This window comes from Aminobacter sp. J44 (assembly GCF_007829415.1).
Lineage (GTDB): Bacteria > Pseudomonadota > Alphaproteobacteria > Rhizobiales > Rhizobiaceae > Aerobium.
On sequence record NZ_VLJG01000089.1, the window covers coordinates 78,045 to 102,371 of the forward strand.

General features: G+C 64.9%; 25 protein-coding genes. 20 read left to right on the forward strand and 5 right to left on the reverse strand.

Annotated elements, in window-relative coordinates; translation table 11 throughout:
* Window positions 1-45: 45 nt before the first annotated feature.
* The 3 genes from rpoN to ptsN all read left to right on the forward strand — a co-directional run bounded on the left by rpoN (window position 46) and on the right by ptsN (window position 2,914).
* Window positions 46-1,557: an RNA polymerase factor sigma-54 gene (gene rpoN / locus L610_RS19845; RefSeq protein WP_144707062.1), complete on the forward strand. Its 1,512-nt coding sequence runs from the start codon at window positions 46-48 to the stop codon at window positions 1,555-1,557.
* Between the two features lie 226 nt (window positions 1,558-1,783).
* Complete coding sequence (gene hpf, locus L610_RS19850) at window positions 1,784-2,368, forward strand: ribosome hibernation-promoting factor, HPF/YfiA family (RefSeq protein WP_024846459.1); 585 nt, start codon at window positions 1,784-1,786, stop codon at window positions 2,366-2,368.
* Between the two features lie 81 nt (window positions 2,369-2,449).
* Entirely contained in the window at window positions 2,450-2,914 is a 465-nt protein-coding gene (gene ptsN / locus L610_RS19855) for a PTS IIA-like nitrogen regulatory protein PtsN (protein ID WP_024846458.1), read from the forward strand.
* A 64-nt stretch (window positions 2,915-2,978) separates the two neighbouring features.
* On the opposite strand, the gene L610_RS19860 is transcribed toward ptsN, so the two are convergent.
* Together L610_RS19860 and L610_RS19865 are read right to left on the reverse strand one after the other, a co-directional pair.
* Window positions 2,979-3,233 (reverse strand): DUF1150 family protein, encoded by a 255-nt coding sequence (locus L610_RS19860; RefSeq protein ID WP_024846457.1) that lies wholly within the window; start codon window positions 3,231-3,233, stop codon window positions 2,979-2,981.
* 75 nt (window positions 3,234-3,308) lie between these two features.
* Window positions 3,309-3,734, reverse strand: a complete 426-nt coding sequence (locus L610_RS19865; protein WP_024846456.1) for an Hsp20 family protein — start codon at window positions 3,732-3,734, stop codon at window positions 3,309-3,311.
* 112 nt (window positions 3,735-3,846) lie between these two features.
* Between L610_RS19865 and L610_RS19870 the strand changes: the two genes are divergently transcribed.
* A complete protein-coding gene (locus tag L610_RS19870) occupies window positions 3,847-4,788 on the forward strand; it encodes a nucleoside hydrolase (RefSeq protein WP_024846455.1) in 942 nt (313 codons plus the stop codon).
* A gap of 592 nt (window positions 4,789-5,380) precedes the next feature.
* Here L610_RS19870 and hrcA read toward each other — a convergent pair.
* A complete protein-coding gene (gene hrcA / locus L610_RS19875) occupies window positions 5,381-6,451 on the reverse strand; it encodes a heat-inducible transcriptional repressor HrcA (protein WP_024846454.1) in 1,071 nt (356 codons plus the stop codon).
* Between the two features lie 134 nt (window positions 6,452-6,585).
* Between hrcA and rph the strand changes: the two genes are divergently transcribed.
* The 12 genes from rph to L610_RS19935 all read left to right on the forward strand — a co-directional run bounded on the left by rph (window position 6,586) and on the right by L610_RS19935 (window position 19,163).
* Window positions 6,586-7,302: a ribonuclease PH gene (gene rph / locus L610_RS19880; RefSeq protein WP_024846453.1), complete on the forward strand. Its 717-nt coding sequence runs from the start codon at window positions 6,586-6,588 to the stop codon at window positions 7,300-7,302.
* A 2-nt stretch (window positions 7,303-7,304) separates the two neighbouring features.
* Window positions 7,305-7,715 (forward strand): VOC family protein, encoded by a 411-nt coding sequence (locus L610_RS19885; protein ID WP_024846452.1) that lies wholly within the window; start codon window positions 7,305-7,307, stop codon window positions 7,713-7,715.
* Window positions 7,715-8,362: a non-canonical purine NTP pyrophosphatase gene (locus L610_RS19890; RefSeq protein WP_024846451.1), complete on the forward strand. Its 648-nt coding sequence runs from the start codon at window positions 7,715-7,717 to the stop codon at window positions 8,360-8,362. Before L610_RS19885 ends, L610_RS19890 begins: the two co-directional genes overlap by 1 nt.
* Before the next feature lie 446 nt (window positions 8,363-8,808).
* A complete protein-coding gene (gene hemW, locus L610_RS19895; RefSeq protein WP_024846450.1) occupies window positions 8,809-9,957 on the forward strand; it encodes a radical SAM family heme chaperone HemW in 1,149 nt (382 codons plus the stop codon).
* Between the two features lie 3 nt (window positions 9,958-9,960).
* Window positions 9,961-10,857, forward strand: a complete 897-nt coding sequence (rsmI, locus tag L610_RS19900; RefSeq protein ID WP_024846449.1) for a 16S rRNA (cytidine(1402)-2'-O)-methyltransferase — start codon at window positions 9,961-9,963, stop codon at window positions 10,855-10,857.
* Window positions 10,847-11,221, forward strand: a complete 375-nt coding sequence (locus L610_RS19905) for a YraN family protein (protein ID WP_024846448.1) — start codon at window positions 10,847-10,849, stop codon at window positions 11,219-11,221. The genes rsmI and L610_RS19905 overlap by 11 nt, the downstream gene beginning before the upstream one ends.
* A gap of 91 nt (window positions 11,222-11,312) precedes the next feature.
* A complete protein-coding gene (locus tag L610_RS19910; protein WP_024846447.1) occupies window positions 11,313-12,140 on the forward strand; it encodes a cyclase family protein in 828 nt (275 codons plus the stop codon).
* Window positions 12,141-12,268: 128 nt separating this feature from the next.
* On the forward strand, window positions 12,269-15,067 hold the full coding sequence (locus tag L610_RS19915) for a [protein-PII] uridylyltransferase (protein WP_144707064.1): 2,799 nt from the start codon (window positions 12,269-12,271) through the stop codon (window positions 15,065-15,067).
* A 33-nt stretch (window positions 15,068-15,100) separates the two neighbouring features.
* Complete coding sequence (murJ, locus tag L610_RS19920) at window positions 15,101-16,705, forward strand: murein biosynthesis integral membrane protein MurJ (RefSeq protein ID WP_024846445.1); 1,605 nt, start codon at window positions 15,101-15,103, stop codon at window positions 16,703-16,705.
* Window positions 16,706-16,780: 75 nt separating this feature from the next.
* Window positions 16,781-17,848 (forward strand): tryptophan--tRNA ligase, encoded by a 1,068-nt coding sequence (gene trpS / locus L610_RS19925; protein WP_024846444.1) that lies wholly within the window; start codon window positions 16,781-16,783, stop codon window positions 17,846-17,848.
* A gap of 96 nt (window positions 17,849-17,944) precedes the next feature.
* Window positions 17,945-18,436, forward strand: a complete 492-nt coding sequence (locus tag L610_RS19930) for a universal stress protein (protein ID WP_024846443.1) — start codon at window positions 17,945-17,947, stop codon at window positions 18,434-18,436.
* 145 nt (window positions 18,437-18,581) lie between these two features.
* The gene (locus L610_RS19935) at window positions 18,582-19,163 is read left to right on the forward strand and encodes a NifU family protein (RefSeq protein ID WP_024846442.1); all 582 of its coding nucleotides are present in this window, start codon (window positions 18,582-18,584) and stop codon (window positions 19,161-19,163) included.
* Between the two features lie 270 nt (window positions 19,164-19,433).
* Here the strand turns inward: L610_RS19935 and nth are convergent, their stop codons facing one another.
* A complete protein-coding gene (gene nth / locus L610_RS19940; RefSeq protein WP_024846441.1) occupies window positions 19,434-20,234 on the reverse strand; it encodes an endonuclease III in 801 nt (266 codons plus the stop codon).
* Between the two features lie 21 nt (window positions 20,235-20,255).
* On the opposite strand from nth, the gene L610_RS19945 reads away from it, so the two are divergent.
* From L610_RS19945 to L610_RS19955, 3 genes are all read left to right on the forward strand, one after another.
* A complete protein-coding gene (locus L610_RS19945; RefSeq protein WP_024846440.1) occupies window positions 20,256-20,738 on the forward strand; it encodes a DUF2244 domain-containing protein in 483 nt (160 codons plus the stop codon).
* Window positions 20,739-20,809: 71 nt separating this feature from the next.
* Window positions 20,810-21,697, forward strand: a complete 888-nt coding sequence (locus L610_RS19950; RefSeq protein WP_144707066.1) for a bifunctional helix-turn-helix domain-containing protein/methylated-DNA--[protein]-cysteine S-methyltransferase — start codon at window positions 20,810-20,812, stop codon at window positions 21,695-21,697.
* 52 nt (window positions 21,698-21,749) lie between these two features.
* A complete protein-coding gene (locus L610_RS19955; RefSeq protein ID WP_024846438.1) occupies window positions 21,750-22,643 on the forward strand; it encodes a ribokinase in 894 nt (297 codons plus the stop codon).
* A 214-nt stretch (window positions 22,644-22,857) separates the two neighbouring features.
* Here the strand turns inward: L610_RS19955 and L610_RS20700 are convergent, their stop codons facing one another.
* On the reverse strand, window positions 22,858-23,433 hold the full coding sequence (locus L610_RS20700) for a thermonuclease family protein (RefSeq protein ID WP_024846437.1): 576 nt from the start codon (window positions 23,431-23,433) through the stop codon (window positions 22,858-22,860).
* A gap of 179 nt (window positions 23,434-23,612) precedes the next feature.
* Here L610_RS20700 and grpE point away from each other — a divergent pair, with 179 nt between their 5' ends.
* Complete coding sequence (gene grpE, locus L610_RS19965; protein ID WP_024846436.1) at window positions 23,613-24,296, forward strand: nucleotide exchange factor GrpE; 684 nt, start codon at window positions 23,613-23,615, stop codon at window positions 24,294-24,296.
* Window positions 24,297-24,327: the final 31 nt, after the last annotated feature.

The window sequence follows — 24,327 nt, forward strand, 5'->3', positions numbered from 1 at the left end:
AGAACGCTTCAGGCACAGGAGCGTCCAACCGGGATAGTGGGGTAAATGGGTCTAAGCGCCAAACTGCAATTGCGCCAGTCGCAGTCGCTGGTGATGACGCCCCAGCTCATGCAGTCGATCCGGCTGCTGCAGTTCACGCATCTCGAACTTGAACGCTTCATCGACGAGGAAATCGAGAAAAATCCGCTGCTTGAGCGGCCCGAGGCGCAGTCCGAGGAGCCGGAGACGGACGTTCGCAGTTCGCTGGACGTGGCGGAGGCGGCGGACGCCACCATCGACCAGATGTTCGAGGCGGCCGAGACCAGCGTCGACACGCTCGCTGAGCACCTCGATACGTCGATGGAGAACGTCTTTCCGGACGATCCCGTCTCCGAGACTGGCGCTTATGAGGGTCCGCTCAACGCCGTCGGCATGGCTGGTGGCTGCGGCGAAGCCTTCGCCATCGAGGAGATGGCCAGCGCCGAGGTGTCGCTGGCCGACCATGTCGCCGAGCAGATCGCCTTTGCCTTCCGCCATCCCGGCGACCGCATGATCGCCCGCGAGCTCGCCGACGCGCTCGACGAGGCGGGCTACATGCGCGGATCCGTCGAGGAAATCGCCGAACGGCTCGGCACCGAGGTCGAGGACGTACTCGCAGTGCTCGAAGTCTGCCAGACCTTCGACCCGCCCGGCCTGTTTGCCCGCGACCTTGCTGAATGCCTCGCGCTGCAGCTACGCGCTCGCGACCGGTTTGATCCGGCCATGCAGGCAATGGTCGCCAACCTCGAACTGCTGGCCCGCCGCGACTTCGCGCAGCTGCGCCGCATCTGCAAGGTCGACGACGACGACCTCATCGACATGCTGGCCGAGATCCGCGGTCTCGACCCACGCCCCGGCCTTGCCTTTACCTACGGCACGGCCGACACCATCGTTCCGGACGTCATCGTCAAGCCGGCCGCCGACGGCAGCTGGTCAGTCGAGCTCAATGCGGACACGCTGCCGCGCGTCCTCGTCAATCAGACCTACTTCGCCAGCGTTTCGAAGCAGGCGGCGAGCCCTGCGGAGAAGGAATTCCTGGCCGAATGCATGCAGACGGCCAACTGGCTGACCCGCAGCCTCGACCAGCGGGCTAAGACCATCCTCAAGGTTGCTTCGGAGATCGTCCGCCAGCAGGACGCCTTCCTCCTTCACGGCATCCGCCATTTGCGCCCGCTGAACCTGCGCATGGTTGCCGACGCGATCGGCATGCACGAGTCGACCGTGAGCCGCGTCACCGCCAACAAGTACATGATGACGCCGCGCGGCCTGTTCGAACTGCGCTACTTCTTCTCGGTCGCGATCGCCTCCGCCGAGGGCGGCGATGCCTATTCGTCGGAGGCCGTGCGCGACCGCATCCGCGCCCTGATCGAGGCGGAGTCCCCGACGGACGTGCTGTCCGATGACGCCATCGTCGACGTCCTGAAGAAGGAAGGTATCGACATCGCCCGCCGCACCGTCGCCAAGTATCGCGAAGCGATGAACATCCCTTCTTCTGTCCAGCGCCGGCGCGAGAAGAGAGCCAGAGCCTCGGCTGCCTGAGAAAACTCCTAACAAGGGGTTAATTGACAACGTCACGGGAAGTGACTAGAAGCCCGCCGCACTAAGGCGGCCAGCGACACGACGGTAGCAAGCCACCTGAAACGAGCGGGATTGAGAGGTCGGGTAGTAGCCTCAAAACCGGAATGTCGGGCGCAAGAACCTTGTTTGCGTCTCCTTCCGGTATAAACTCTTCAGTATCGATAACCCGCAAGAAGGTGACTTTCTCATGAACCTGCGTATCTCGGGTAAGCACATGGAAATCGGCGACTCGTTCCGCACGAAGATCGAGGGCCGTATCGGTGATGCCGTCGACAAGTACTTCGATGGCGGCTTCTCCGGCCACGTGACGGTGGAAAAGTCGGGTTCGCGTTTCACCGCAGACTGCATGGTGCGGCTTGATACGGGAATCTCCCTTCAGGCGACGGGTCAGGCTCAGGATCCGCAAGTGGCATTCGATGCTGCGGCCGAGCGTATTGAGAAGCGTTTGCGGCGCTACAAGCGCCGCCTGAAGTCCTACGCTCCCAATGGGGCCGGTGGCGCCGACGTAATCGACGTAGACTACCGGGTGTTTGCCCCCGTTGCGGACGAGGACGAGGAAGTCCCGGAAGACTATGCACCGGCCATCGTGGCTGAATCGACGATGGCGCTGAAGACGATGTCGGTCGCTTCGGCAGTCATCGAGCTTGACACGAAGGACAGCCCGGTCTTCGTGTTCCGCAATGCAGGCAATGATCACGTGAATGTCGTTTACCGCAGGGCAGACGGCAATATCGGGTGGATCGATACTTCGGCCGCATCAGCAAAGGCATAGAAATCTGATAGCATTACGACTCGGCCCGACCGCAGGCGGGGGCTTGCACCGCGGCACAATGGCAGAGCAAAGGACAGCACAATGGATCTCAGCGACCTGATCGGGGTTTCGGCAGTGATGCCGGCCTTGAAGGCCAATTCCAAGAAGCAGCTTCTGCAATTGCTGGCTGAAAAAGCAGCGGCGGTGACCGGCCTGCCGGAGCGGGAAGTGTTCGACACGATCCTGCAGCGCGAGCGCCTTGGCTCGACCGGTGTCGGCAACGGCATCGCCATTCCGCACGGCAAGCTGCCGGGGATCGACCGGATCACCGGCATCTTCGCCCGGCTGGAAACGCCGGTGGACTTCGAGGCGCTGGATGACCAGCCGGTCGACCTGGTGTTCCTGCTGCTCGCGCCGGAGGGTGCCGGCGCGGATCACCTGAAGGCGCTGTCGCGCATCGCGCGCGTGCTGCGTGATCAGGACACGGTCACGAAGATCAGGGGAACCAAGGACGCGCAGGCGATCCACACGTTCCTGTCGCAGGCTCCGGCTTCGCACGCAGCCTGAGAGATTTACAGAAAGATATGACGGCGGCCCGGGCTAACGCCGGGGCCGTCGCTGTCATTTGAGCTTAGTGGATGCTCACGGGGATGAGGTCGTTCTGCCTTGCCCCGGCAATGGCTGCATCACGTGCGTCGGTGAGCATGATAGGCGTGCCATTGGCGGCAAAGACGGCCCAGAGGCGGATGCCGGGTGCCATTTTTGGCATGCCAGGGAACTTGCCGACCAGGTCCTCGCTGTTCATCTCACGCAGATAGGCGACCGAGCCCTCGCCCAGACCAGCCAGTTCCGCGTCTGACAGGACGTTCTTGTCAATTTCATTCATGTCAGCCTCCTGATCCTGCGGAGTGTCATCATGACCAACCCGCATAAGAGCCGTTGGTTCCGGTAGAGACCGGAGTCAGTCTGCCACTGAAATGTTTATTTTCCGTACGAGCCTTTCTGGTTCCGGCCGGTCGAGATCGATCGCGAGCAGGCCGTTCCTGAGCTCCGCGCCCGCCACCTTCATGCCGTCCGCCAGGACGAAAATCCGCTGGAACTGGCGCGCCGCGATGCCGCGATGCAGGAATTCCCGCTCGGTATCGTCGTTCTGGCGGCCGCGGACCACGAGCTCATTATCCTCGACAGTCACTTCCAGGTCGGATTCGGAAAATCCTGCAACCGCAAGGGTGATACGCAGACGGTCGCCGGAGCCGTTTGTGCCGCGCAGCCGCTCGATGTTGTAGGGCGGATATCCGTCGCCACTCTTGGCGACGCGTTCCAGCGTCTTCTCGATCGTATCGAACCCGAGCAGAAGCGGGCTCGAGAATGGCGTCATACGGGTCATTTACGTGTCCTCAGTGAGCGACGTTGGAGGGTGAAAACCCAGATGGCATTTCCACCCGTGCCACTGATATGGTCTGACTCCAATTCGAGTTCAAGACAGGTATGGGGGCAACATGAGCGAGCCGCGCAAGATCATCATCGACACCGATCCGGGGCAGGACGACGCCGTGGCAATCCTGTTGGCGCTGGCAAGTCCCGAACTCGAAGTGCTTGGAATTACTGCGGTTGCCGGCAACGTTCCGCTGGCGCTGACCGAGAAGAACGCGCGCAAGATCTGCGAGCTCGCCGGTCGCACGGATGTGCCGGTCTTCGCCGGTGCCGTGCGCCCGCTCACCCGCCGGCTGGTCACCGCCGAGCATGTCCACGGCCGCACCGGCCTCGACGGTCCGGACCTGCCGGAACCCGCCATGAAGCTGCAGGACAAGTACGCCGTCGACTTCATCGTCGAGACGCTGATGGGCGAGCCCGACGGCGCCGTCACCCTCTGCGTTCTCGGCCCCCTCACCAACATCGCGCTCGCGATGATCCGCGAGCCGGCGATCGTTTCGCGCATCCGCGAGATCGTGCTGATGGGCGGCGGCTATTTCGAGCAGGGCAACGTCACGCCGTCTGCCGAGTTCAACATCTATGTCGACCCGCAGGCAGCCGAGGTCGTGTTCAAGTCCGGCGTGCCGATCGTGATGATGCCGCTCGATGTCACTCACAAGGCGCTGACCACCAATGCGCGCGTTGCCGCCATCCGCGACCTTGGCACGCCGGTCGGCCTTGCGACCGCGCAGCTCCTCGACTTCTTCGACCGCTATGACGAACAGAAATACGGCACCGATGGCGGCCCGCTGCACGACCCGTGCGTGATCGCTTACCTGCTGAAGCCGGAACTCTTCTCCGGCCGCCACTGCAACGTCGAGATCGAGACGTCGTCGGAACTTACCATGGGCGCCACCGTCGTCGACTGGTGGGGCGTCACCGACCGCCCGAAGAACGCACTCGTCATGCGCGACATCGACGCCGATGGCTTCTTCACGCTGCTGACGGAGAGGTTGGCGCGGCTGTAGGGCCTCCGCCACCGACCAACTTCTGGGTGGCTGGCGCAGCTCTGACACCGGGCGGCTCACCCCGCCGCCTCGCAGCTCAAGAAGCCAGATTTGCCTGCTCCGGAGGATGAGACGTTCCGGAATGGATACCGCGGTCGAGACGTGGCATGACGAGGCGGAGAGGGTGGCGCACATCGACAAACGCATGCCTGTGCCTTGGTGCGGCAACGGTACTGGCACTCAATGACATCTCGAATTTCTTCAAAATCGCTCTCCATCGTCATCCTCGGCTTGAGCCGAGGATCCATGCCTGAACGTCTCTGGTAGAGCACGCGGCAGCCACCTGCACGCCACGGATCCTCCCCCCATTTATGGGGAGGGGGACCATGCGAAGCATGGTGGAGGGGGCTACCGGGTTCGGCGCTAACCACGGAGGTCAACGCCCGCCCTCGGACGGGCCAACCTCGCTTATCCGGCGCCGAACCTGTCCATGGCCGAGAAATATCGTCCATAGACGTCGTCGGGAAGCGGTCCAAGCCCGAAGGCGGCGGCGGTCGGACCAGCAACTGTCAATAGGCCGTGCCGAGTGCCCGCCCCTCCCACGCGCCGCCCGCTACCGCAGCATCCGGCTGATCATCTGCGCGGTATAATCCACCATCGGCACGATGCGGGCGTAGTTGAGCCGGGTCGGGCCGATGACGCCGAGGGCGCCGATGACGCGCGAGTCCTTGTCGCGGTAAGGCGCGACGATGAGCGAGGAGCCGGACAGCGAGAACAGCTTGTTCTCCGAGCCGATAAAGATGCGAACGCCCTCGCCCTCCTCGGCGAGCCCGAGCAGCTGCAGCAGCCCTTCCTTGGTTTCGAGGTCGTCGAACAGGTGGCGCACGAGGTCAAGCTCGGCCTGCGCCGAGATATTTTCAAGGAGGTTCGCATGCCCGCGCACGATGAGGCGTGCCGGAAGCTCGCCCTCGGTGCCGGCCCAGACGGCCAGCCCGCGCTCGACGAGATCCTGCGACAGCGCGTCGAGCGCGGCCTTCGTCTCTTCCTTAAGCCTTGCGATCTCGGTTTTCACCTCGGCGAGCGTGCGGCCGCGCAGATGCGCGTTGAGGAAATTCGACGCCTCGTTGAGCTGCGAGGCGGTGATGCCGGCCGGCAGCTCGATGACGCGGTTTTCCACGTCGCCGTTCTGCGACACCAGCACCGCCAGCGCCTTGGTGCTTTCCAGCTGGATGAACTCGATGTGCTTGAGCGGCACTTCCGCCTTGGCGGTGACGACGAGGCCCGCGCCGCGCGACATGCCGGACAGCATCTGGGTCGCCTCGGTGAGCATGTGCTCGAGCGAAGACCCTTTGCCGGAGGCGCGCACCTGCGCCTCGATCATGCGCCGCTCCTGGTCGGCAAGGTCGCCGATTTCGAGGAAGGCATCGACGAAGAAGCGCAGACCAGCCTGGGTCGGCAGGCGGCCAGCCGACACGTGCGGCGCGTAGACCAGTCCGAGATGCTCGAGGTCACTCATCACGTTGCGGATCGTCGCCGGCGACAGCGACTGCGGCAGGAGACGCGACAGGTGGCGCGAGCCCATCGGTTCGCCGTCACGCAGATAGGACTCGACGATCATCCGGAAGATCTCGCGCGAGCGTGCGTCGAGCGACTGCAATTGCTGATCGACCAACGGTTTTGTCATCGCGTTTCTCTGGTTCCTTCAAACCGTTGATATAATGGCGCGGCGGCGCAACGCAAAGCAACGTCGATGCTCGCGCATTGCGCCCGGAGCGAGGCGCGGTTACAAGCCGGGACACATCAAACAGGATCTTTACCATGCGGCCATCCAAGCGCCAGCCCGACGAGATGCGGGCGATCTCCTTCGAATGCAATGTCTCCAAGCATGCCGAAGGCTCCTGCCTCGTGCGCTTCGGCGACACCCACGTGCTGTGCACGGCGAGCCTCGAGGAGCGCGTTCCGTCCTGGCTGCGCAATTCCGGCAAGGGCTGGGTGACCGCCGAATACGGCATGCTGCCGCGCTCGACGGGCGAGCGCATGCGCCGCGAGGCATCGTCCGGCAAGCAAGGCGGCCGCACGCTGGAAATCCAGCGCCTGATCGGCCGCTCGCTGCGCGCCGTCGTCGACCTGCAGGCGCTGGGCGAGGTGCAGATCACCGTCGACTGCGACGTGATCCAGGCCGATGGCGGCACCCGCACCGCGGCGATCACCGGCGGTTTCATTGCCCTGCACGACTGCCTCAAGTGGATGGAGGCACGGCAGATGATCAGCGTCCAGCGCGTGCTCAAGGATCACGTCGCCGCGATCTCCTGCGGCATCTATGACGGCGTACCGGTGATCGATCTCGACTACGCCGAGGATTCGTCGGCCCAGACCGACGCCAACTTCGTGATGACCGGAAAGGGCGGTATCGTTGAGGTTCAGGGCACGGCCGAAGGCGAGCCGTTCTCGGAAGAAGAATTCGCCGCGCTGCTGGCTCTGGCAAAGAACGGCATCGCGCGTCTGGTCAACCTGCAGAAGATGGCGATAGCATAGACATGATTCCAACAGGCATCCTCGAAACTGCTCTCTACGTCGACGACCTCGACAAGGCCGTCGAATTTTACGGTGGCGTCCTTGGCCTGCAGTTGCTGGGCCGCCTGGAAAATCGCCACGCCTTCTTCCGCTGCGGGGACGGCGTGCTGCTGCTTTTCAATCCGGCAGAGACCGAAAAGCCGTTTGCGGTGGATGCCCGGCTTCCGGTTCCGCCGCACGGGGCGCGCGGTCCCGGCCACATGTGCTTCCGTGGCACCGCGGAAGACCTGGTGAAGATGAAGGCGCATCTGGAATCGCAGGGCGTCGAAGTCGAAGCGGAGCTCGAATGGCCCAATGGCGGGCGCTCCATCTACTTCCGCGATCCGGCGGGCAATTCGCTGGAGATGGCCGAACCAAGGATATGGGGATTTTGATGCGCAAATTCGAAGGTGGCAAGCTGGTGGTCGCGAGCCACAACAAGGGCAAGATCGCGGAAATCGCCGAGCTGATTGGCCCCTTCGGCATCGAGGCCAAGTCGGCCGCCGACTTCAACCTGCCCGAGCCTGAGGAAACCGGCACCACCTTCGAGCAGAATGCTTACATCAAGGCCTTCGCGGCCGCCTCGGCGACCGGCCTGCCGGCGCTGTCGGACGACAGCGGTCTGGTGGTCGATGCGCTCGGCGGCGCGCCGGGCGTCTACACCGCCGACTGGGCGGAGACCGGCAACGGCCGCGACTTCGACATGGCGATGCGCAAGGTCGAGCACCTTCTGCAGCAGGAAGGCGCCACGACGCCCGACAAGCGCACCGGCCGTTTCGTTGCCGTGTTGTGCCTCGCCTGGCCGGACGGCCATGCCGAGTATTTTCGTGGCGAGGTCGAGGGCACGCTGGTCTGGCCGCCGCGCGGCGAGCGCGGATTTGGCTACGATCCGGTGTTCATGCCCGATGGCTATGACGAAACCTTTGGCGAGATGCCGGCCTCGAAGAAACATTCGTGGGAAGCAGGTCGCGGCGACCTTGGCCTTTCCCACCGTGCCCGCGCCTTCGCGAAATTCGCCAAGGCGATGCTTGGAGCGGAATAGGTGAGCAAAACCGCAGTGCCAGGACGTGTGGCGTTGGATGGCGCAGAAATGTTGGCACCCCCACCCCTGACCCCTCCCCACAAGGGGGAGGGGAATTCTGGTGTGCCTGTCATGCCGGCAGGGTCGATCCCGTCTTTTTCGCGCACACGTCCTTCCGTCGCTTGGAAGAGCCGCCTCCTGAACGGGAGGCGCTTTCTGAACAGGGACCATTTTCTGGAGCCTCTTCGCCCCGCCAGCGGCTTTGCATCGGCGGTGACGCTGACTGCGAAAACGGTGAGGTTCACGACGAATGTCGGGCTCGAGTTGCGGAACCCTTCCCAATTCCCCTCCCCCTTGTGGGGAGGGGTAAGGGGTGGGGGTAACCTCGCGCCGGCGGCTGCGGCCTTGAGACTAAGGGCCGGCGTTTCTTTCCGGCCATCAGCACTCTTTTCCTCAGGGGAGCCGCGATGAGCGATCCCGGTTTCGGCGTCTACATCCACTGGCCGTTTTGTGCGGCCAAGTGCCCGTATTGCGACTTCAACAGCCACGTCCGGCACCGGCCGGTCGATCAGGAGCGCTTTGCGGCCGCGTTCGACCGCGAGATGGCAACGATGCGCGAGCGCAGCGGCCCGCGCACCGTGACGTCGATCTTCCTTGGCGGCGGCACACCGTCGCTGATGAAGCCGGAAACCGTGGCCGCTGTCCTCGACAGCGTGGCGAAATACTGGGACGTGCCGGACGGCATCGAAGTCACGCTGGAAGCCAATCCGTCCTCCGTCGAGGCTGAGCGTTTCCGCGGCTACCGGGCCGCCGGCGTCAACCGCGTCTCGCTGGGCGTGCAGGCGCTGAATGACGCGGACCTGCGCTTCCTTGGCCGCCTGCACGACGTCGAGCAGGCACTGGGCGCAATCCGCCTTGCGCGAGAAACGTTTCCGCGGCTTTCCTTCGACCTGATCTATGCGCGGCCCGGCCAGACGCTCGACGCGTGGCAGGCGGAGCTTGAGCAGGCGATCAGCTACGCCGTCGACCACCTGTCGCTCTACCAGCTCACCATTGAGGAAGGCACGCGCTTCTTCACCCTGCATCAGGCGGGAAAATTCGTGATGCCGGAGCCGGAGCTCTCGGCGGACCTCTATCGCCTGACGCAGGAGGTGACGGCCGCGCACGGCCTTCCGGCCTATGAAATTTCCAATCATGCGAAGCCCGGCGCGGAAAGCCGCCACAACCTCGTCTACTGGCGCTATGGCGAATATGTCGGCATCGGCCCCGGCGCGCATGGCCGCTTCATCGAGCATGGCCGCCGCACCGTCACCTTCACCGAGCGCCTGCCGGAGCGCTGGCTCGACCTCGTCGAACTCAAGGGCCACGGTGTCATCGGCGGCGAGGTGCTGACCCGCTCGGAAGAAGCCGACGAGTATCTTTTGATGGGCCTGCGCCTCACCGAAGGCATCGACCTTGCTCGCTACGAGGCGCTGGCGGGACGCCCGCTGTCTTCGCGGCGCATCTCCACCCTGCAGGACGAAGGCGTCGTCGCCCCGGTCGGCAATTCGCGTTTGCGTGCAACCCCTGCGGGCATGATCGTGCTCGACGCGGTGGTCGCCGATCTGGCACGATAGGCCATGAGCGACGAAGAGAAGCCCCGCAGCTACGTCATCGGCCAGAGCAACTTCACCGCCCGCCCGTTGGAGCCGGCGCTGTATCTGGTTGCAACGCCGATCGGCAACATGGCCGACATCACCATCCGCGCGCTGGAGACGCTGGCGGCTGCCGACGTGCTGGCGTGCGAGGACACGCGCGTCACGCGCAAGCTGCTCGACCGCTATGGCATCCGCCGCCGCTCGACGCCCTATCACGAGCACAACGCGGCAGAAGCCGGCCCGCGCCTGGTCGGGGCCGTCATTTCGGGCCAGAGCGTGGCACTGGTTTCCGACGCCGGCACGCCGCTCGTCTCTGATCCGGGCTACCGCCTGGCTTCTGAAGTCATCGCTGCTGGCGGCCGCGTCATCCCGATCCCGGGCCCGTCGGCGCTGCTGCCGGCGATTTCCGCTGCGGGGCTGCCGTCCGACGCCTTTTTCTTTGCGGGCTTCTTGCCGTCGAAGGCCGGCCAGCGCCGCACGCGGCTGGAAGAGCTGAAGAACGTGCCGGGCACGCTGGTCTTCTATGAATCGCCGCGCCGCGTCGCCGAAAGCCTCGCCGCCATGGCCGAGGTGCTGGGCGACCGGCCAGCAGCCGTCTGCCGCGAGCTGACCAAGGCCTTCGAGGAATTCCGCCGCGGCTCGCTTGCCTCGCTCGCCGCGGCCTATGCGGACGAAGACACGCCGAAGGGCGAGATCGTCGTCTGCGTCGCTCCGCCCGGAGAGGCGCAGGACGAGGTCGAGGACATCGACTCACTGCTCCTTTCGCTCGCCGAAGAGATGGGCGCGTCGAAGGCGGCTGCGGAAGCCGCGAAGATGACGGGCGCGAGAAAATCCGATCTCTACCGCCGCCTCATGGAACTGAAAGGCGATGCCGGCTGACGGGCGCACCAGCCGGCAGCTGCACGAGCGTCGCGGCCATCGCGGCGAATGGATCGCCTGTCTTGCTCTGATGCTGAAGGGCTTTCGCATCCTCGAGCGCCGCTACCGCACGAAGCTCGGCGAGATCGACATTATTGCGCGGCGCGGTGACCTCGTCGCCATTGTTGAGGTCAAGGTGCGGCCAACGCTCATCGAGGCGATGGAAGCGATCGGCCGCGCAAGCGAGCGCCGGATCGAGGCCGCTGCCGACCTCTGGCTCTCCCGCCAGCCGGATCATGCGCGCCTGTCTTTGCGCTTCGACATGGTGGCCGTGCTGCCCTGGCGCTGGCCGGTGCATGTCGAGAATGTATTTTACGGCAACTAACCTTCCGCAACGGAAAGCATTTTCTTGCGCGGCTCAGTTCCTCGCGACATTCTCCTGTTTGTCGTTAGACAAACCGGAGGGTTCATAAGAAATGTGCCACCATTGCGTTATGGAGACGGTCAAGTCGCGGATGCTCAGCCGCCGGGACCTTTTCCGCGGCAGTGCCGCCGCTGCAGGGGCTGCCGCCCTTGCCTCCGTATCCGCGCCGCCGCGGGCTGAAGCCCAGCCTGCGACCGCCTCCAAGTGGGTGGATCTCACCCACGAACTGCACCAGGACTTCCCGACCTTCAGCGGGGAGCCGAACATCTGGCTCGAGCCGAAGTACAAGATCGACGGAGACGGCTACAACCTGAACTACTGGAAGCTCGAGGAGCACTGCGGCACCCACATGGATGCGCCGCTGCACTTCTCGAAGGACGGGCGTTCGGTCGCCGAACTCGAAGTCGGCGAGCTCGTGGCCCCGCTGGTCATCATCGACATCCGCGAGAAAGCCTCCCAGAATCCGGATGCCCAGGTGACCCCGGAAGACATCGACGTATGGGTGTCGAAGAATGGCGACATCCCGCAGGGCGCGTGCGTCGCGATGCTGTCGGGCTGGTCCGAGAAGGTCAACAGCAAGGAATTCCGCAACGCCGACGACAAGGGCGTGATGCATTTCCCGGCCTTCCACGTCGAGGCGACCAACAAGCTGCTCGAGGAAAACCGCGCCGCTGCAATCGCGGTCGACACGCTGTCGCTCGACTTCGGCCCGTCGCCGGACTTCGCGGTCCACTACTCGTGGCTGCCGGCCGGCCGCTTCGGCATCGAGTGCGTCGCCAACCTAGACCAGCTGCCGGCTGCGGGCGCGACCATCGTTATCGGCGCGCCGAAAATACGCCAGGCCACCGGTGGCCCGGCGCGCGTATTCGCCTTCTACTGAGGCGTGTTAAACCAAGGGGCGCGGTTCGTTTCGGGCCGCGCCCCTTTGTGATCGTGCCCGGGTGCGGGGCTCTGTTCCAGGCGCACAAATCGCGGTATAGAGCCGCATCCACCCGGACGCGGGAACGCATGGCAAAGATCCCCCTTAATCTTGAACAGATCGTCGATGGTCAGGCACTGCGGCGAGAACTCTCCGAACTCACGGCCGCGCATGGCGGCAGCGGCGCCTCGCTTGAGGTCCGCAAGGCCGCCGTCGCGCTCCTGAAGGAGCACCTCGCGCGCGGCCGCGCCGCAGCCGAAGCGATGCTGACGAAGGACGGCAGCGGTACCGCCTGCGCCGAGCGCCTCTCGCATCTGATGGACGAGGTCATCACCTCGCTCTATCACTTCGCCAGCGAGCACGTGTACTGCTCGAACAATCATTCGACCGCCGAGCGCATGAGCGTCGTTGCCGTGGGCGGCTATGGCCGCGGCACGCTGGCGCCGGGCTCAGACATCGACCTCCTGTTCGTGCTGCCCTACAAGCAGACGCCGTGGGGGGAGCAGGTCGCCGAATACATCCTTTATCTCCTCTGGGATCTCGGCCTGAAGGTCGGCCATGCGACGCGCAACCTCGACGACTGCGTGCGCCTGTCGCTAACGGACGTCACCATCCGCACCTCGATCCTCGAGGCCCGCTTCATCGTCGGCGACGATAAGCTGTTCAACGAGCTGATCACCCGCTTCGATGAGGAAGTGGTCAAGGATACCGGCCCGGCCTTCGTCCAGGCCAAGCTCGCCGAGCGCGACGAGCGCCACGCGCGCGGCGGCGAGAGCCGCTATCTCGTCGAGCCGAACGTCAAGGAAGGCAAGGGCGGCCTGCGCGACCTGCAGACGCTGTTCTGGATCGGCAAATACTTTTACCGCGTCCCCACCGCCGAGGAGCTGGTTGGCAAGGGGGTGTTCACCCGCGCCGAGTTCAACCAATTCCGCAAGTGCGAGGATTTCCTCTGGGCGGTGCGCTGCCACATGCACTTCCTCACCGGCCGCGCAGAAGAGCGCCTGCACTTCGACATCCAGCGCGAGATCGCCCAGCGCCTCGGCTACACCCGCCATCCCGGCCTTTCCGCCGTCGAGCGCTTCATGAAGCACTACTTCCTGATCGCGAAAACGGTGGGCGACCTCACCCGCATCTTCTGCGCCGCGCTCGAGGAAGAGCAGGCCAAGCACGTGCCGGGCTTCGACCGCATCTTCCTCAACTTCTCGCGCCGCAAGCGCAAGCTCGCCGGCACCTCCGACTTCATCGTCGACAACCACCGCATCAACGTGGCCGACGAGGAGGTGTTCAAGCGCGACCCGGTCAACATGCTGCGGCTGTTCTGGTTTGCCGACAAGCACGGCCTCGAGTTCCACCCCGACGCGCTCAAGCTGCTTACCCGCTCGCTCAAGCTCGTCGACCGTAACCTGCGCCGCAACAAGGAAGCCAACCAGCTGTTCATGGACGTGCTCACGTCCGATCGCGACCCGGAGCTCAACATGCGCCGGATGAACGAGGCGGGATTGCTCGGCAAGCTCATCCCCGACTTCAACAAGATCGTCGCGATGATGCAGTTCAATATGTACCACCACTACACGGTGGACGAGCATCTGTTGCGTTGCGTCGGGGTTCTGTCGCAGATCGAGAAGGGCGAGGCGGAGGACATTCATCCGCTGACACATGGCCTGGTCCCGAGCCTCAAGGCCCACCGCAAGCTGCTCTACGTCGCGGTCCTGTTCCACGACATCGCCAAGGGCCGCCCGGAGGACCACTCCGAAGCAGGCGCGAAGATCGCGCGCCGGCTCTGCCCGCACATGGGCTTCTCCGCCGCCGACACCGAGACGATCGCCTGGCTGATCGAGAACCACCTCGTCATGTCGATGACGGCGCAGACCCGCGACCTCAACGACCGCAAGACGATCCAGGATTTTGCCGACGTCGTGCAGTCGGTCGAGCGGCTGAAGCTGCTGCTGGTGCTCACCGTCTGCGACATCCGCGGCGTCGGCCCCGGCGTCTGGAACGGCTGGAAGGGCCAGCTGCTGCGCACCCTCTATTTCGAGACCGAGCTGCAGCTCACCGGCGGCTTCTCCGAAATGTCGCGTTCCAAGCGCGCGCAGATCGCCCGCGAGGAGCTCGATGCGGCCCTCGCCAACTGGGACGAGGAAGAGCGCAAGCGCTACACCCGCCTGTTCTATGACAACTACATGCTGACGGTGGACCTGCCCGACCAGATCCGCCACGTCGAGTTCATCCGCGACGCGGACAAGGCCGGCCGCAGGCTCGCGACCGCCGTGCGCACGCTGCAGTTCGAGGGCGTCACCGAGATCACGGTGCTCGCGCCCGACCATCCGCGCCTTCTGTCGATCATCGCGGGTGCCTGCGCGGCAGCGGGCGGCAACATCGTCGACGCGCAGATCTTCACGACTTCAGACGGCCGCGCGCTCGACACCATCCTCATCAGCCGCGAGTTCGACATGGATGAGGACGAGACGCGCCGCGGCCAGCGCGTCGGCAAGCTGATCGAGGACGTTTTGTCAGGCAAGACCTGGCTGCCGGAGATGATCGAGAAGCGCACCAAGCCGAAGCGGGGCTCGAAGGCGTTCCAGATCGAGCCGCGCGTCGACATCGGTAACACGCTGTCCAACCGCTTTTCGGTGATCGAGGTGGAGGGTCTCGACCGTCCGGGCCTCTTGTCCGAGATCACCCGCGCGATCTCCGACCTGTCGCTCGACATTGCGTCGGCCCACATCACCACCTTCGGCGAGAAGGTGATCGACACATTCTACGTCACCGACCTCACCGGCCAGAAAATCGACAATCCGACCCGGCAGGACAAGATCAGGCAGAGCCTGATCGCGGTCCTGGCGGGCGAGAGCCGGCGCGCCTCGGCTTCCCCGACCGTGGCGGCATAAGCCCGTGTTGAACCCTCGATCCAGAGCGACTCGATGAGCCTCGTCCAGAAATTCGCCACTGTCGGCGGCGCAACGACCATCAGCCGGATCGTCGGCTTCGTGCGCGAGGCGCTGATCGGCGCAGCCCTTGGCGCGGGGCCGATGGCGGACGCCTTCTACGCGGCGTTCCGCTTCCCGAACCTCTTCCGTCGCCTGTTTGCGGAAGGCGCGTTCAACTCGGCCTTCATCCCGCTCTTCGCCAAGGAGCTGGAAGGCGGCGGCCACGAGGCGGCGAAGAAGTTCTCCGAGCAGGTGCTGTCGGTGCTGACCGCCTGGCTGCTCTTGCTCTCGGGCGTTGCCATCATCCTGATGCCGCTGCTCACGCGCTGGATCATCGCGCCCGGCTTTGCCGACGATCCCGACAAGCTGAACATGACCGTGCTGATGACGCAGATCATGTTCCCGTATCTGCTGTGCATGTCGCTGGTGGCGATGCTGTCGGGCATGCTGAATTCCATGCGGCGCTACTTCCTTGCCGCCTTCGTGCCGATCCTGCTCAACGCGGGCATGATCGGCGCCCTCGCCATCAGCCTCACCATGGGCATGGACGAGCGCCAGACCGGCCTGCTGCTGTCGTGGGGCGTGATCCTGTCGGGCTTTGCCCAGCTTGGCTGGCTCTACTGGGCGGTACGCCGCGAAGGTTTTCCGATGCGGATTCGCCGGCCGAGCCTGACGCCGGACGTCAAGAAGCTGCTGATCCTGATGGGCCCGGCGATGCTCACCGGCGGCGCGATGCAGATCAACGTGCTCGTCGGCCAGATCATCGCCTCGTCGCAGGAAGGCGCGATCGCGCTCCTGAACTACGCCGACCGCATCAACCAGCTGCCGCTCGGCATCATCGGCATTGCCGTCGGCGTCGTGCTGTTGCCGGAGCTGTCGCGCGCGCTGAAGGCCGGCGACCATGACGACGCGCAGCACCTGCAGAACCGCTCGCTCGAATTCGCACTCGGCCTGACGCTGCCCGCCGCCGTTGGCTTCATCCTGTTTGCCGGCCCCCTCGTCAACATCGTCTACGAACGCGGCGCCTTCACGCCGGAAACGACTGCCCTGACTGCGTCGGCGCTCGCAGCCTTCGCGACGGGTCTACCGGCCTACGTGCTCATCAAAGTGTTCTCGCCGGCCTATTTCGCCCGCCTCGACATGAAGAGCCCGATGTGGTTCTCGATGATCGCCGTCGTCGTCAACATCGTCGCCAGCATCATCCTGTTCCCGTTCTTCGGCCATGTCGGCATCGCCGCCGCCACTTCCATTGCCTCCTGGGTCAATTTCGGTCTGCTCGCCGTCGTCCTGTGGCATCGCGGCGACTTCCGCCCGTCGCCGACGACGCTACGCCGCGTGGCCATGATCGTTCTTGCCAGCGTTGTCATGGGCGCGGTCGTGCTTGGTCTCGATGCCGCCCTCAGCTCCCTCCTGCGCAACCCGTCGCTTGGCGTGCGTGCGCTGACGGTGTTTGGCATCATCGGCGTCGCCGCCATCGTCTACTTCATCATCGTCATCCTGACCGGCGCCATCGACCGCGACGAGCTGATGGGCGCGCTGCGGCGCCGGCGCAACGCAAAGGCAGCCAGGAAGGCGGAGGTGGCGCCACTTGAACAGTGACATCGCATCCGCCATAAGCCAAACCCGTTCAACTCCTCGCTCAACGAGGCCCTCCACCAGCCCCGGACCACGTTCATGACAAGCTTCAAGCCTCTCGTCTTCTCCGGCGTCCAGCCGACCGGCAATCTCCACCTCGGCAACTATCTAGGCGCGATCCGCAAGTTCGTCGACCTGCAGGAAAGCAACGACTGCATCTACTGCGTCGTTGACCTGCACGCGATCACCGCGCAGCTCGTCCACGGCGACCTCGGCGCCCAGACGCGCTCGATCACCGCGGCATTCCTCGCATCCGGCATCGACCCGAAGAAGCACATCGTCTTCAACCAGGCTCGCGTGCCGCAGCACGCCGAGCTTGCCTGGATCTTCAACTGCGTGGCCCGCATCGGCTGGATGAACCGCATGACGCAGTTCAAGGACAAGGCCGGCAAGGACCGCGAGAACGCTTCGCTTGGCCTGCTCGCCTATCCGAGCCTGATGGCGGCCGACATTCTCGTCTACCGCGCCACCCACGTTCCGGTCGGCGACGACCAGAAGCAGCACCTGGAACTTACCCGCGACATCGCGGCCAAGTTCAACAACGACTTCTCCGAGAAGATCGGCGAGCTGGGCGTCGGCGTCGAAATGCAGGTCGGCGACGAGACGGTCAACGGCTTCTTCCCGATGACCGAGCCGCTGATCGACGGCCCGATCACCCGCGTCATGAGCCTGCGCGACGGCACCAAGAAGATGTCGAAGTCCGACCCGTCGGACCTGTCGCGCATCAATCTCACCGACGATGCCGACACGATCTCCAAGAAGATCAAGAAGGCCAAGACCGACCCGGAGCCGCTGCCGTCCGACATCGAGGGCCTGAAGGGCCGCCCGGAAGCCGAAAATCTCGTCGGCATCTATGCTGCCCTTGCCGGCACCACGCGCGAGCAGGTGATCGCCGATTTCGGCGGCCAGCAGTTCTCGGTCTTCAAGCCGGCACTCGCGGATCTGGCCGTCGACAAGCTCGCGCCGATCGCAACCGAAATGCGCAAGCTCGAGGCTGATCCCGCTTACATCGACTCCGTCCTGCGTGACGGCGGCGAGCGCGCCGGCGCGATCGCGGAGGCGACGATGAAGACGGTCAAGCAGATCGTCGGCCTGCTCGACAACTGATGAAATTTCGGGGCAGGCGGGTGTTGCAACGCGCTTGCCCCGGAACCTGCCGAATGGCAGATTGCACCGGATTGGCGCGGCCAAGCGGGAAAATTCATGGTTTCAAGACGTCTCAGCCGTGAGGCTGGTCACCGGCGAAAGTTCCTCGCCATCGCGGACGGAACCCCGGAATCGGAGCGCGCGATTGCCTACGCGGCCTATCGTGCCAAGGCGACCAACGGCGCGCTCGTCCTCTTGCATGTCATCGAGCCCGGCGACTTTCAGCACTGGCTGGGCGTCGAGCAGATCATGCGTGAGGAGGCGAACGCCGCCGCAAGCAACGCGCTGCATGCGCATGCGGTGAAGGTGCGCGAGACGGTCGGCATCGAACCCGAGCTCGTCATCCGCGAGGGCACCACCAAGGAAGAGATCCACAAGCTGATCGAGGAAGACCAGGACATCGCCATCCTGGTGCTCGCCGCCGGCAACAACAAGGAAGGCCCGGGTCCCTTGGTCACCTCGGTCGCCGGCAAGGGTGCCGCCTTCCCGATCCCCGTCACGGTCGTGCCGATGGGCCTCTCCGACGAGGAAATCGAGAGCTTCACCTGAGCTCGGCCTTCCGCGATTGCTAATTTGCACCCTGATCCCCATATTCGGGTCGATCACGATTGCTCGACCTGCCAATTGCAGCTTGCCGCGCGGCCGGTTGACCATTATTTAGAATAATTCCAAAGTTCCGACGCGGAGAGCGCCCATGTTCATCCAGACCGAATCCACGCCCAATCCCGCGACGCTGAAGTTCCTGCCTGGCAAGGTCGTGCTCCCGGAGGGAACCGCCGATTTCCGTGATGCCGAGACCGCCAGCAATTCGTCGCCGCTTGCCGGCCGCCTGTTCGATGTTCCGGGCGTCGTCGGCGTCTTCTACGGCTATGACTTCGTCACCGTCACCAAGAACGACGAGTACGACTGGCAGCACCTGAAGCCGGCCATCCTCGGCGCGATCATGGAGCACTTCATGTCCGGCCAGCCGGTCATGGCGTCCGCGACCCGCATTGCCGAGAACGATGCCCACGCCGCCGGCGAGGAGTTCTATGACAAGGAGGACGAGGAAATCGTCCTGACCATCAAGGAGCTGCTCGACACGCGCGTGCGCCCGGCCGTTGCCCAGGACGGCGGCGACATCACCTTCCGCGGCTACGAGAACGGCACCGTCTTCCTGCACATGAAGGGCGCCTGCGCCGGCTGCCCGTCCTCGACGGCGACGCTGAAGCACGGCATCCAGAACCTGCTTCGCCACTTCGTTCCGGAAGTGCAGCAGGTCGAACAGGTGGCGTGACCTTTCTGCGCTGACGCGCGGATAACTGATTAATCTTCAGAGGCGCCGGATTTTCCGGCGCTTTTGTTTTGCGGCGGGCAGTGCTTGCACCGCCGTGCGTCGGAGGCGTTCAGGCCTGGATGCCACGGTCAAGCCGTGGCATGACGAGGTGGATATGCTTAGGGCAGCGGTCCACTCGTGCCCGTCCCGCCAGTTTGCTGCCACGCTTCCACTTCGTCATCCCCGCCAAGCCCGCGAAGCGGGCGCGAGCAGGGGATCCATGCCCGAACGCTAAACCGAGCCGAAGCGGGTCAGAGAGGGGAGGCCCTCCCCCGACACCGTCTCGGGCAGCTCTTCGAGCGGTACCAGCGGTGCGGGGATGTCGGTCGTCTTCTCGGCCGACTTGCAGATGTCGGCGATGACGCATTTCGGGCAGTCCGGCTTCCTCGCCTTGCAGACATAGCGGCCGTGCAGGATCAGCCAGTGGTGCGCGTGGCGCATGAATTCATCGGGAATGATGCGCACCAGAATGTCCTCGACCTGCTCCGGCGTCTTTCCGGGCGCAAGGCCGATGCGGTTGCCGATGCGAAGAATGTGCGTGTCGACCGCCATGGTCGGCTGGCCGAACGACATGTTGAGCACCACGTTTGCCGTCTTGCGCCCGACGCCCGGCAGCTTCACCAGCTCGTCGCGGTCGGCCGGCACCTCGCCGCCATAGTCGCGGATCAGCGCCTCGCTGAGCGCGATCACGTTCTTGGCCTTGTTGCGCCACAGGCCGATGGTGCGGATGTATTCGCCGACCTTTTCCTCGCCCAGCGCCAGCATCTTTTCCGGCGTGTCGGCGACGGCAAACAGGCCGCGCGTTGCCTTGTTGACGCCGGCGTCGGTCGCCTGCGCCGACAGCACCACGGCGACCAGCAGCGTGAAGGCGTTGACGTGCTCGAGCTCGCCCTTCGGCTCCGGGCGCTGGATCGAGAAGCGGCGGAAGATCTCGCGAATCTCCGCCTGCGAATAGCGGGTGCGCGCACGCTTCGCAGAAGCGCGGGAACGGGTGGCGGCCGGTAACGCGGTTTTGCTCTTGGGCTTTTCCATGCCGCCTCTATACTGCGCGCCATGCAGGAAACGAAAGCCTTGGACGAGCCGATCTTCCGCGCCCTGTTGACGCCCCATCGCTCGCTGGGGCGAAAGGGCTTTCTCATCGTCATGAGCATCTTTGCGGTCACCTGGCTCGGCACCGGGGCGTTTTTCATGTCGCTCGGCGCCTGGCCGGTGTTCGGCTTCTTCGGGCTCGATCTGCTTCTTCTCTACATCGCTTTCAAGGTGAACTACCGCGCCGCGCGGGCGCGCGAGGAGGTGACCGTATCGCGAACGGCGCTGGAGATCCTGAAGGTCGCGCCCTCCGGCAAGCGCCAGCAGTTCTCGTTCAATCCGTTCTGGGCAAAGTTCCGCGTGCAGCGCCACGAGGAGATCGGCATCACCGACATGGCGGTGGAAGGCGAAGGCCGGCGCGTGCCGATCGGCTCGTTCCTGAACCCCGACGACCGCGAAAGCTTTGCCGCCGCCTTCGGCAGCGCCCTGGCAACCGCGAAGCGCTAGACCGCTTTGGCGAGAATCGGGTGGCGAATGACTCCCGGCCGTCCGATATTGGCGTTCAGGGAGATAGTTCCATGAACGTCCAGACCGCAACACTCGAACGCGACATCACGCCGGTCGGCAGCGACTATGAGATCGTCCGCCGCGCCATCGAGCTGATCAGCCTCGACTACCGCCAGCAGCCGACGCTGGACATGCTGGCCGAGGCGGTCGGCGAAACCCCATCGGGGCTGCAAAAGCTGTTCACCCGCTGGGCCGGGCTGACGCCGAAAGGCTTTTTGCAGGCCGTTACCCTCGACCATGCAAGAAGGCTGCTCGACCAGGGCGCGCCGCTGCTCGACGCCGCCTTTGAGCTCGGTATGTCGGGGCCCGGCCGGCTGCACGACCTCTTCGTTGCGCATGAGGCGATGTCGCCCGGCGACTACAAGAGCCGCGGCAAGGGGCTCACCATCCGCTACGGCTAMCACCYCYCSCCCYTCGGCATCGCGCTGGTAATGACGACGGACCGGGGCCTGTGCGGCCTTGCCTTCTGCGATGCCGGCGGCGAGCGCGCGGCTTATGAGGACATGACGCGGCGCTGGGTGAACGCGACCTATGTCGAGGACATGGCGGCCACCTTGCCCTATGCGACCCGCATCTTCGACCCGCGCCGCTGGCGGCCGGATCAGCCGCTGCGCGTGGTGCTGATCGGCTCGGATTTTCAGATCCGGGTGTGGGAGGCGCTGCTGCGCATTCCGATGAATCGGGCAAAAACCTATTCGGACCTCGCGGCCGAGATCGGCAATCCGGCGGCGAGCCGCGCGGTGGGTGCGGCGGTCGGCGCAAACCCGGTGTCGTTCGTCGTGCCCTGCCACCGGGCGCTCGGAAAATCCGGCGCGCTTACCGGCTATCACTGGGGCCTGACGCGCAAGCGCGCCATTCTTGGCTGGGAAGCCGGGCGGCTGCTTGGCGCTTCCTCCTGACGCAGCGGCAGAAATCGGCTAAGCGATCACGGACAGCAAGGGAGACTACTTCGTGATCGTCGTCATCGGTTCCATCAATCTCGACCTGATCGCCACCGTCGAGCGCCTGCCGCGTCCGGGCGAGACCGTGCCCGGCGAGACCTTCGCCACCGCACCCGGCGGCAAGGGCGCCAACCAGGCGCTTGCCGCACGGCGGGCGGGCGCGGAGGTGAAGATGGTCGGCGCCGTCGGCAACGACGCGTTTGCGGGCGAAGCGCTGGCGCTGCTGCGCGATGGCGGCGTTGATCTTTCGAAAGTGCGCACGACGGAGACGGCAACCGGCATCGCCTCGATCCTTGTTGGGGCCGACGGCGAAAACATCATCGCCGTGGTGCCGGGCGGCAATGGCGAGGTGAACGAGGATGACGTTGCCGCCGCCGGCCTTGCGGCTGGAGACTATCTGCTGCTGCAGCACGAAATTCCGCTTGGGACCGTCGAGGCGGCACTCACAGCCGCGCGGCAGACGAGCGCGATCTCGCTCCTTAACACGGCACCGTTCCGGAAGGAGGCGGCAGGCCTTCTCGGCAAGGCCGACTATGTGATCGCCAACGAGACGGAGTTTGATCTCTATGCAGAGGCGCTCTGCCTTGGCGGCGCCGACCGCGAAGCTCGAATGCGCGACTTCGCTGAAACGACCGGGCGCACGGTGGTGGTCACACTCGGCGCCGAGGGCGTGGTGGCCGCGACGCCAACCGACTTCCTGCGAGCCGAAGGACTCACGATCGATCCGGTCGACACCGTGGGCGCGGGCGACACCTTTTGCGGCTACCTTGCCGCAGGCCTTGCCAGCGGACTCAACCTTGCCGATGCGCTGCGCCGCGCGGCGGTCGCTGGCTCGCTTGCATGCCTCAAGCCCGGCGCGCAACCGGCGATTCCGTTTGCCAAGGACGTCGACGCGGCTGCCTGACGGGGCCGAGACTTTCAGAAGCGCTGCCGCTCGGATCCTCCCCCGCACCGCGGGGAGGGGAACCACCGAAGGTGGTGGAGGGGGCTCGTGGAGCGCGGCGTTGAAGATGTCCGGCAGACCCTTCCATCAACAGCGCGGTAGTTGACAACTGGCGGGGTGGAGCGGAAGCCCTCAAAAATCCCGAAGGAGACCTGTTACTGCAGCACTGGCAATGTCAGTGAGACAAGTCCTGCCCGCACCATTGCGCCTTGCGGCCGGCCCAGCGCTGGGCAAGGCCCTCGCGCACGAGGATCTCGCCCGCCTCGCCGGCAGACGTCTTCACCAGCGCCAGCGTGCGGCCGTACTTGTCCTTGCCGTGGCGCTCGAGCCGGAAATTCCGGCTACCGAGGATTTCGGAAAGCCGCTCGGTCGCGCGGCGGGCGAGCTCGCGCTCGCGCTGGCATGAGCCGTTGATCTCCGGCGCGTCGATGCTCTCGATGCGCACCTTCTCGCCATCGATCCAGAACGTGTCGCCGTCGACGACACAGGTCACGCGCCTGCCGCCGCCGCAGATCGGCATTGGCCGCATCAGACCGACCAGCGTCACCTGTTGCTCGCCATCACCCTTGCCGCCCGTCGGCTGCAGCGACAGATCCGTCACCGTCCCGGCGTAGCGGTCCCACAGCGCGGGGCCCGCCAGCACCGCGATGCCGAGCGCCAGCCCGACGAGCCGCGACCACAGCCGTGACCGGCGGCGCGAACGATACGAGCCCAGCCGGGACGCCCGGCGATTTTGCTTGCCTGCGCGCATGGATCGCTCCCTGAGACGAGAGCGGTACCAGCACGAGGTTGCCCAAAGCTTATCCGGAGGATGAAAATTCCGCGCAACCGGTGCGGCAGGCGATAACTCCCCGCGCCCCTTGATTTTCCACCTGTGAACCTCGATATCGGGCGCAACTCTGTTAAATCATTCCAGAACAGGATCAGGCGATGAGCGAACAGCCAAAAGACGAACGCGCGCCCGAGGAAAACACTGCGGCGAAGAACGAGTACGCAGAGACGGCAGCGACCGGTGAGGCTTTTCAGGCCGGCGAGGCCGGGCAGGGCGAGGCTGCCGACTACGAGGTGGTCGTGCGCCTGGTGAAGGAGAACGAGGAGCTCAAGGACCGCGCGCTGCGTATTGCCGCCGAGATGGAAAACCTGCGCCGCCGCACCCAGCGCGACGTGCAGGATGCCAAGTCCTACGCGATCTCGAACTTCGCCCGCGACATGCTGCAGGTGTCGGACAATCTCGAGCGCGCGCTGGCGGCCATTCCCGCCGAGGCGAAGGAAAGCGGCGATGCCGGCTTCAAGGCGCTGATCGAGGGCGTGGAGCTGACCGGCCGCGCCATGCTGTCGGCGCTCGAGCGCCACGGCGTCAAGCGCATCAACCCCGAAGGCGAGCGCTTCGACCCGAACTTCCACCAGGCGATGTTCGAGGTGCCGAACCCGGAGATCCCGGCAAACACCGTCGTCCAGGTGGTCCAGACGGGCTACGTCATCGGCGACCGCGTTCTGCGCCCGGCCATGGTCGGGGTCTCCAAGGGCGGCCCGAAGCAGCCGGCTCCGGCAGCCGATCAGTCCGCAGGCGTCGAGCCGGGTCCGGTCAACGGCAACGCCGAAAAGGACGCCTAACTTTCCTTTCCGCGCGGCTTCCGGTAACCAG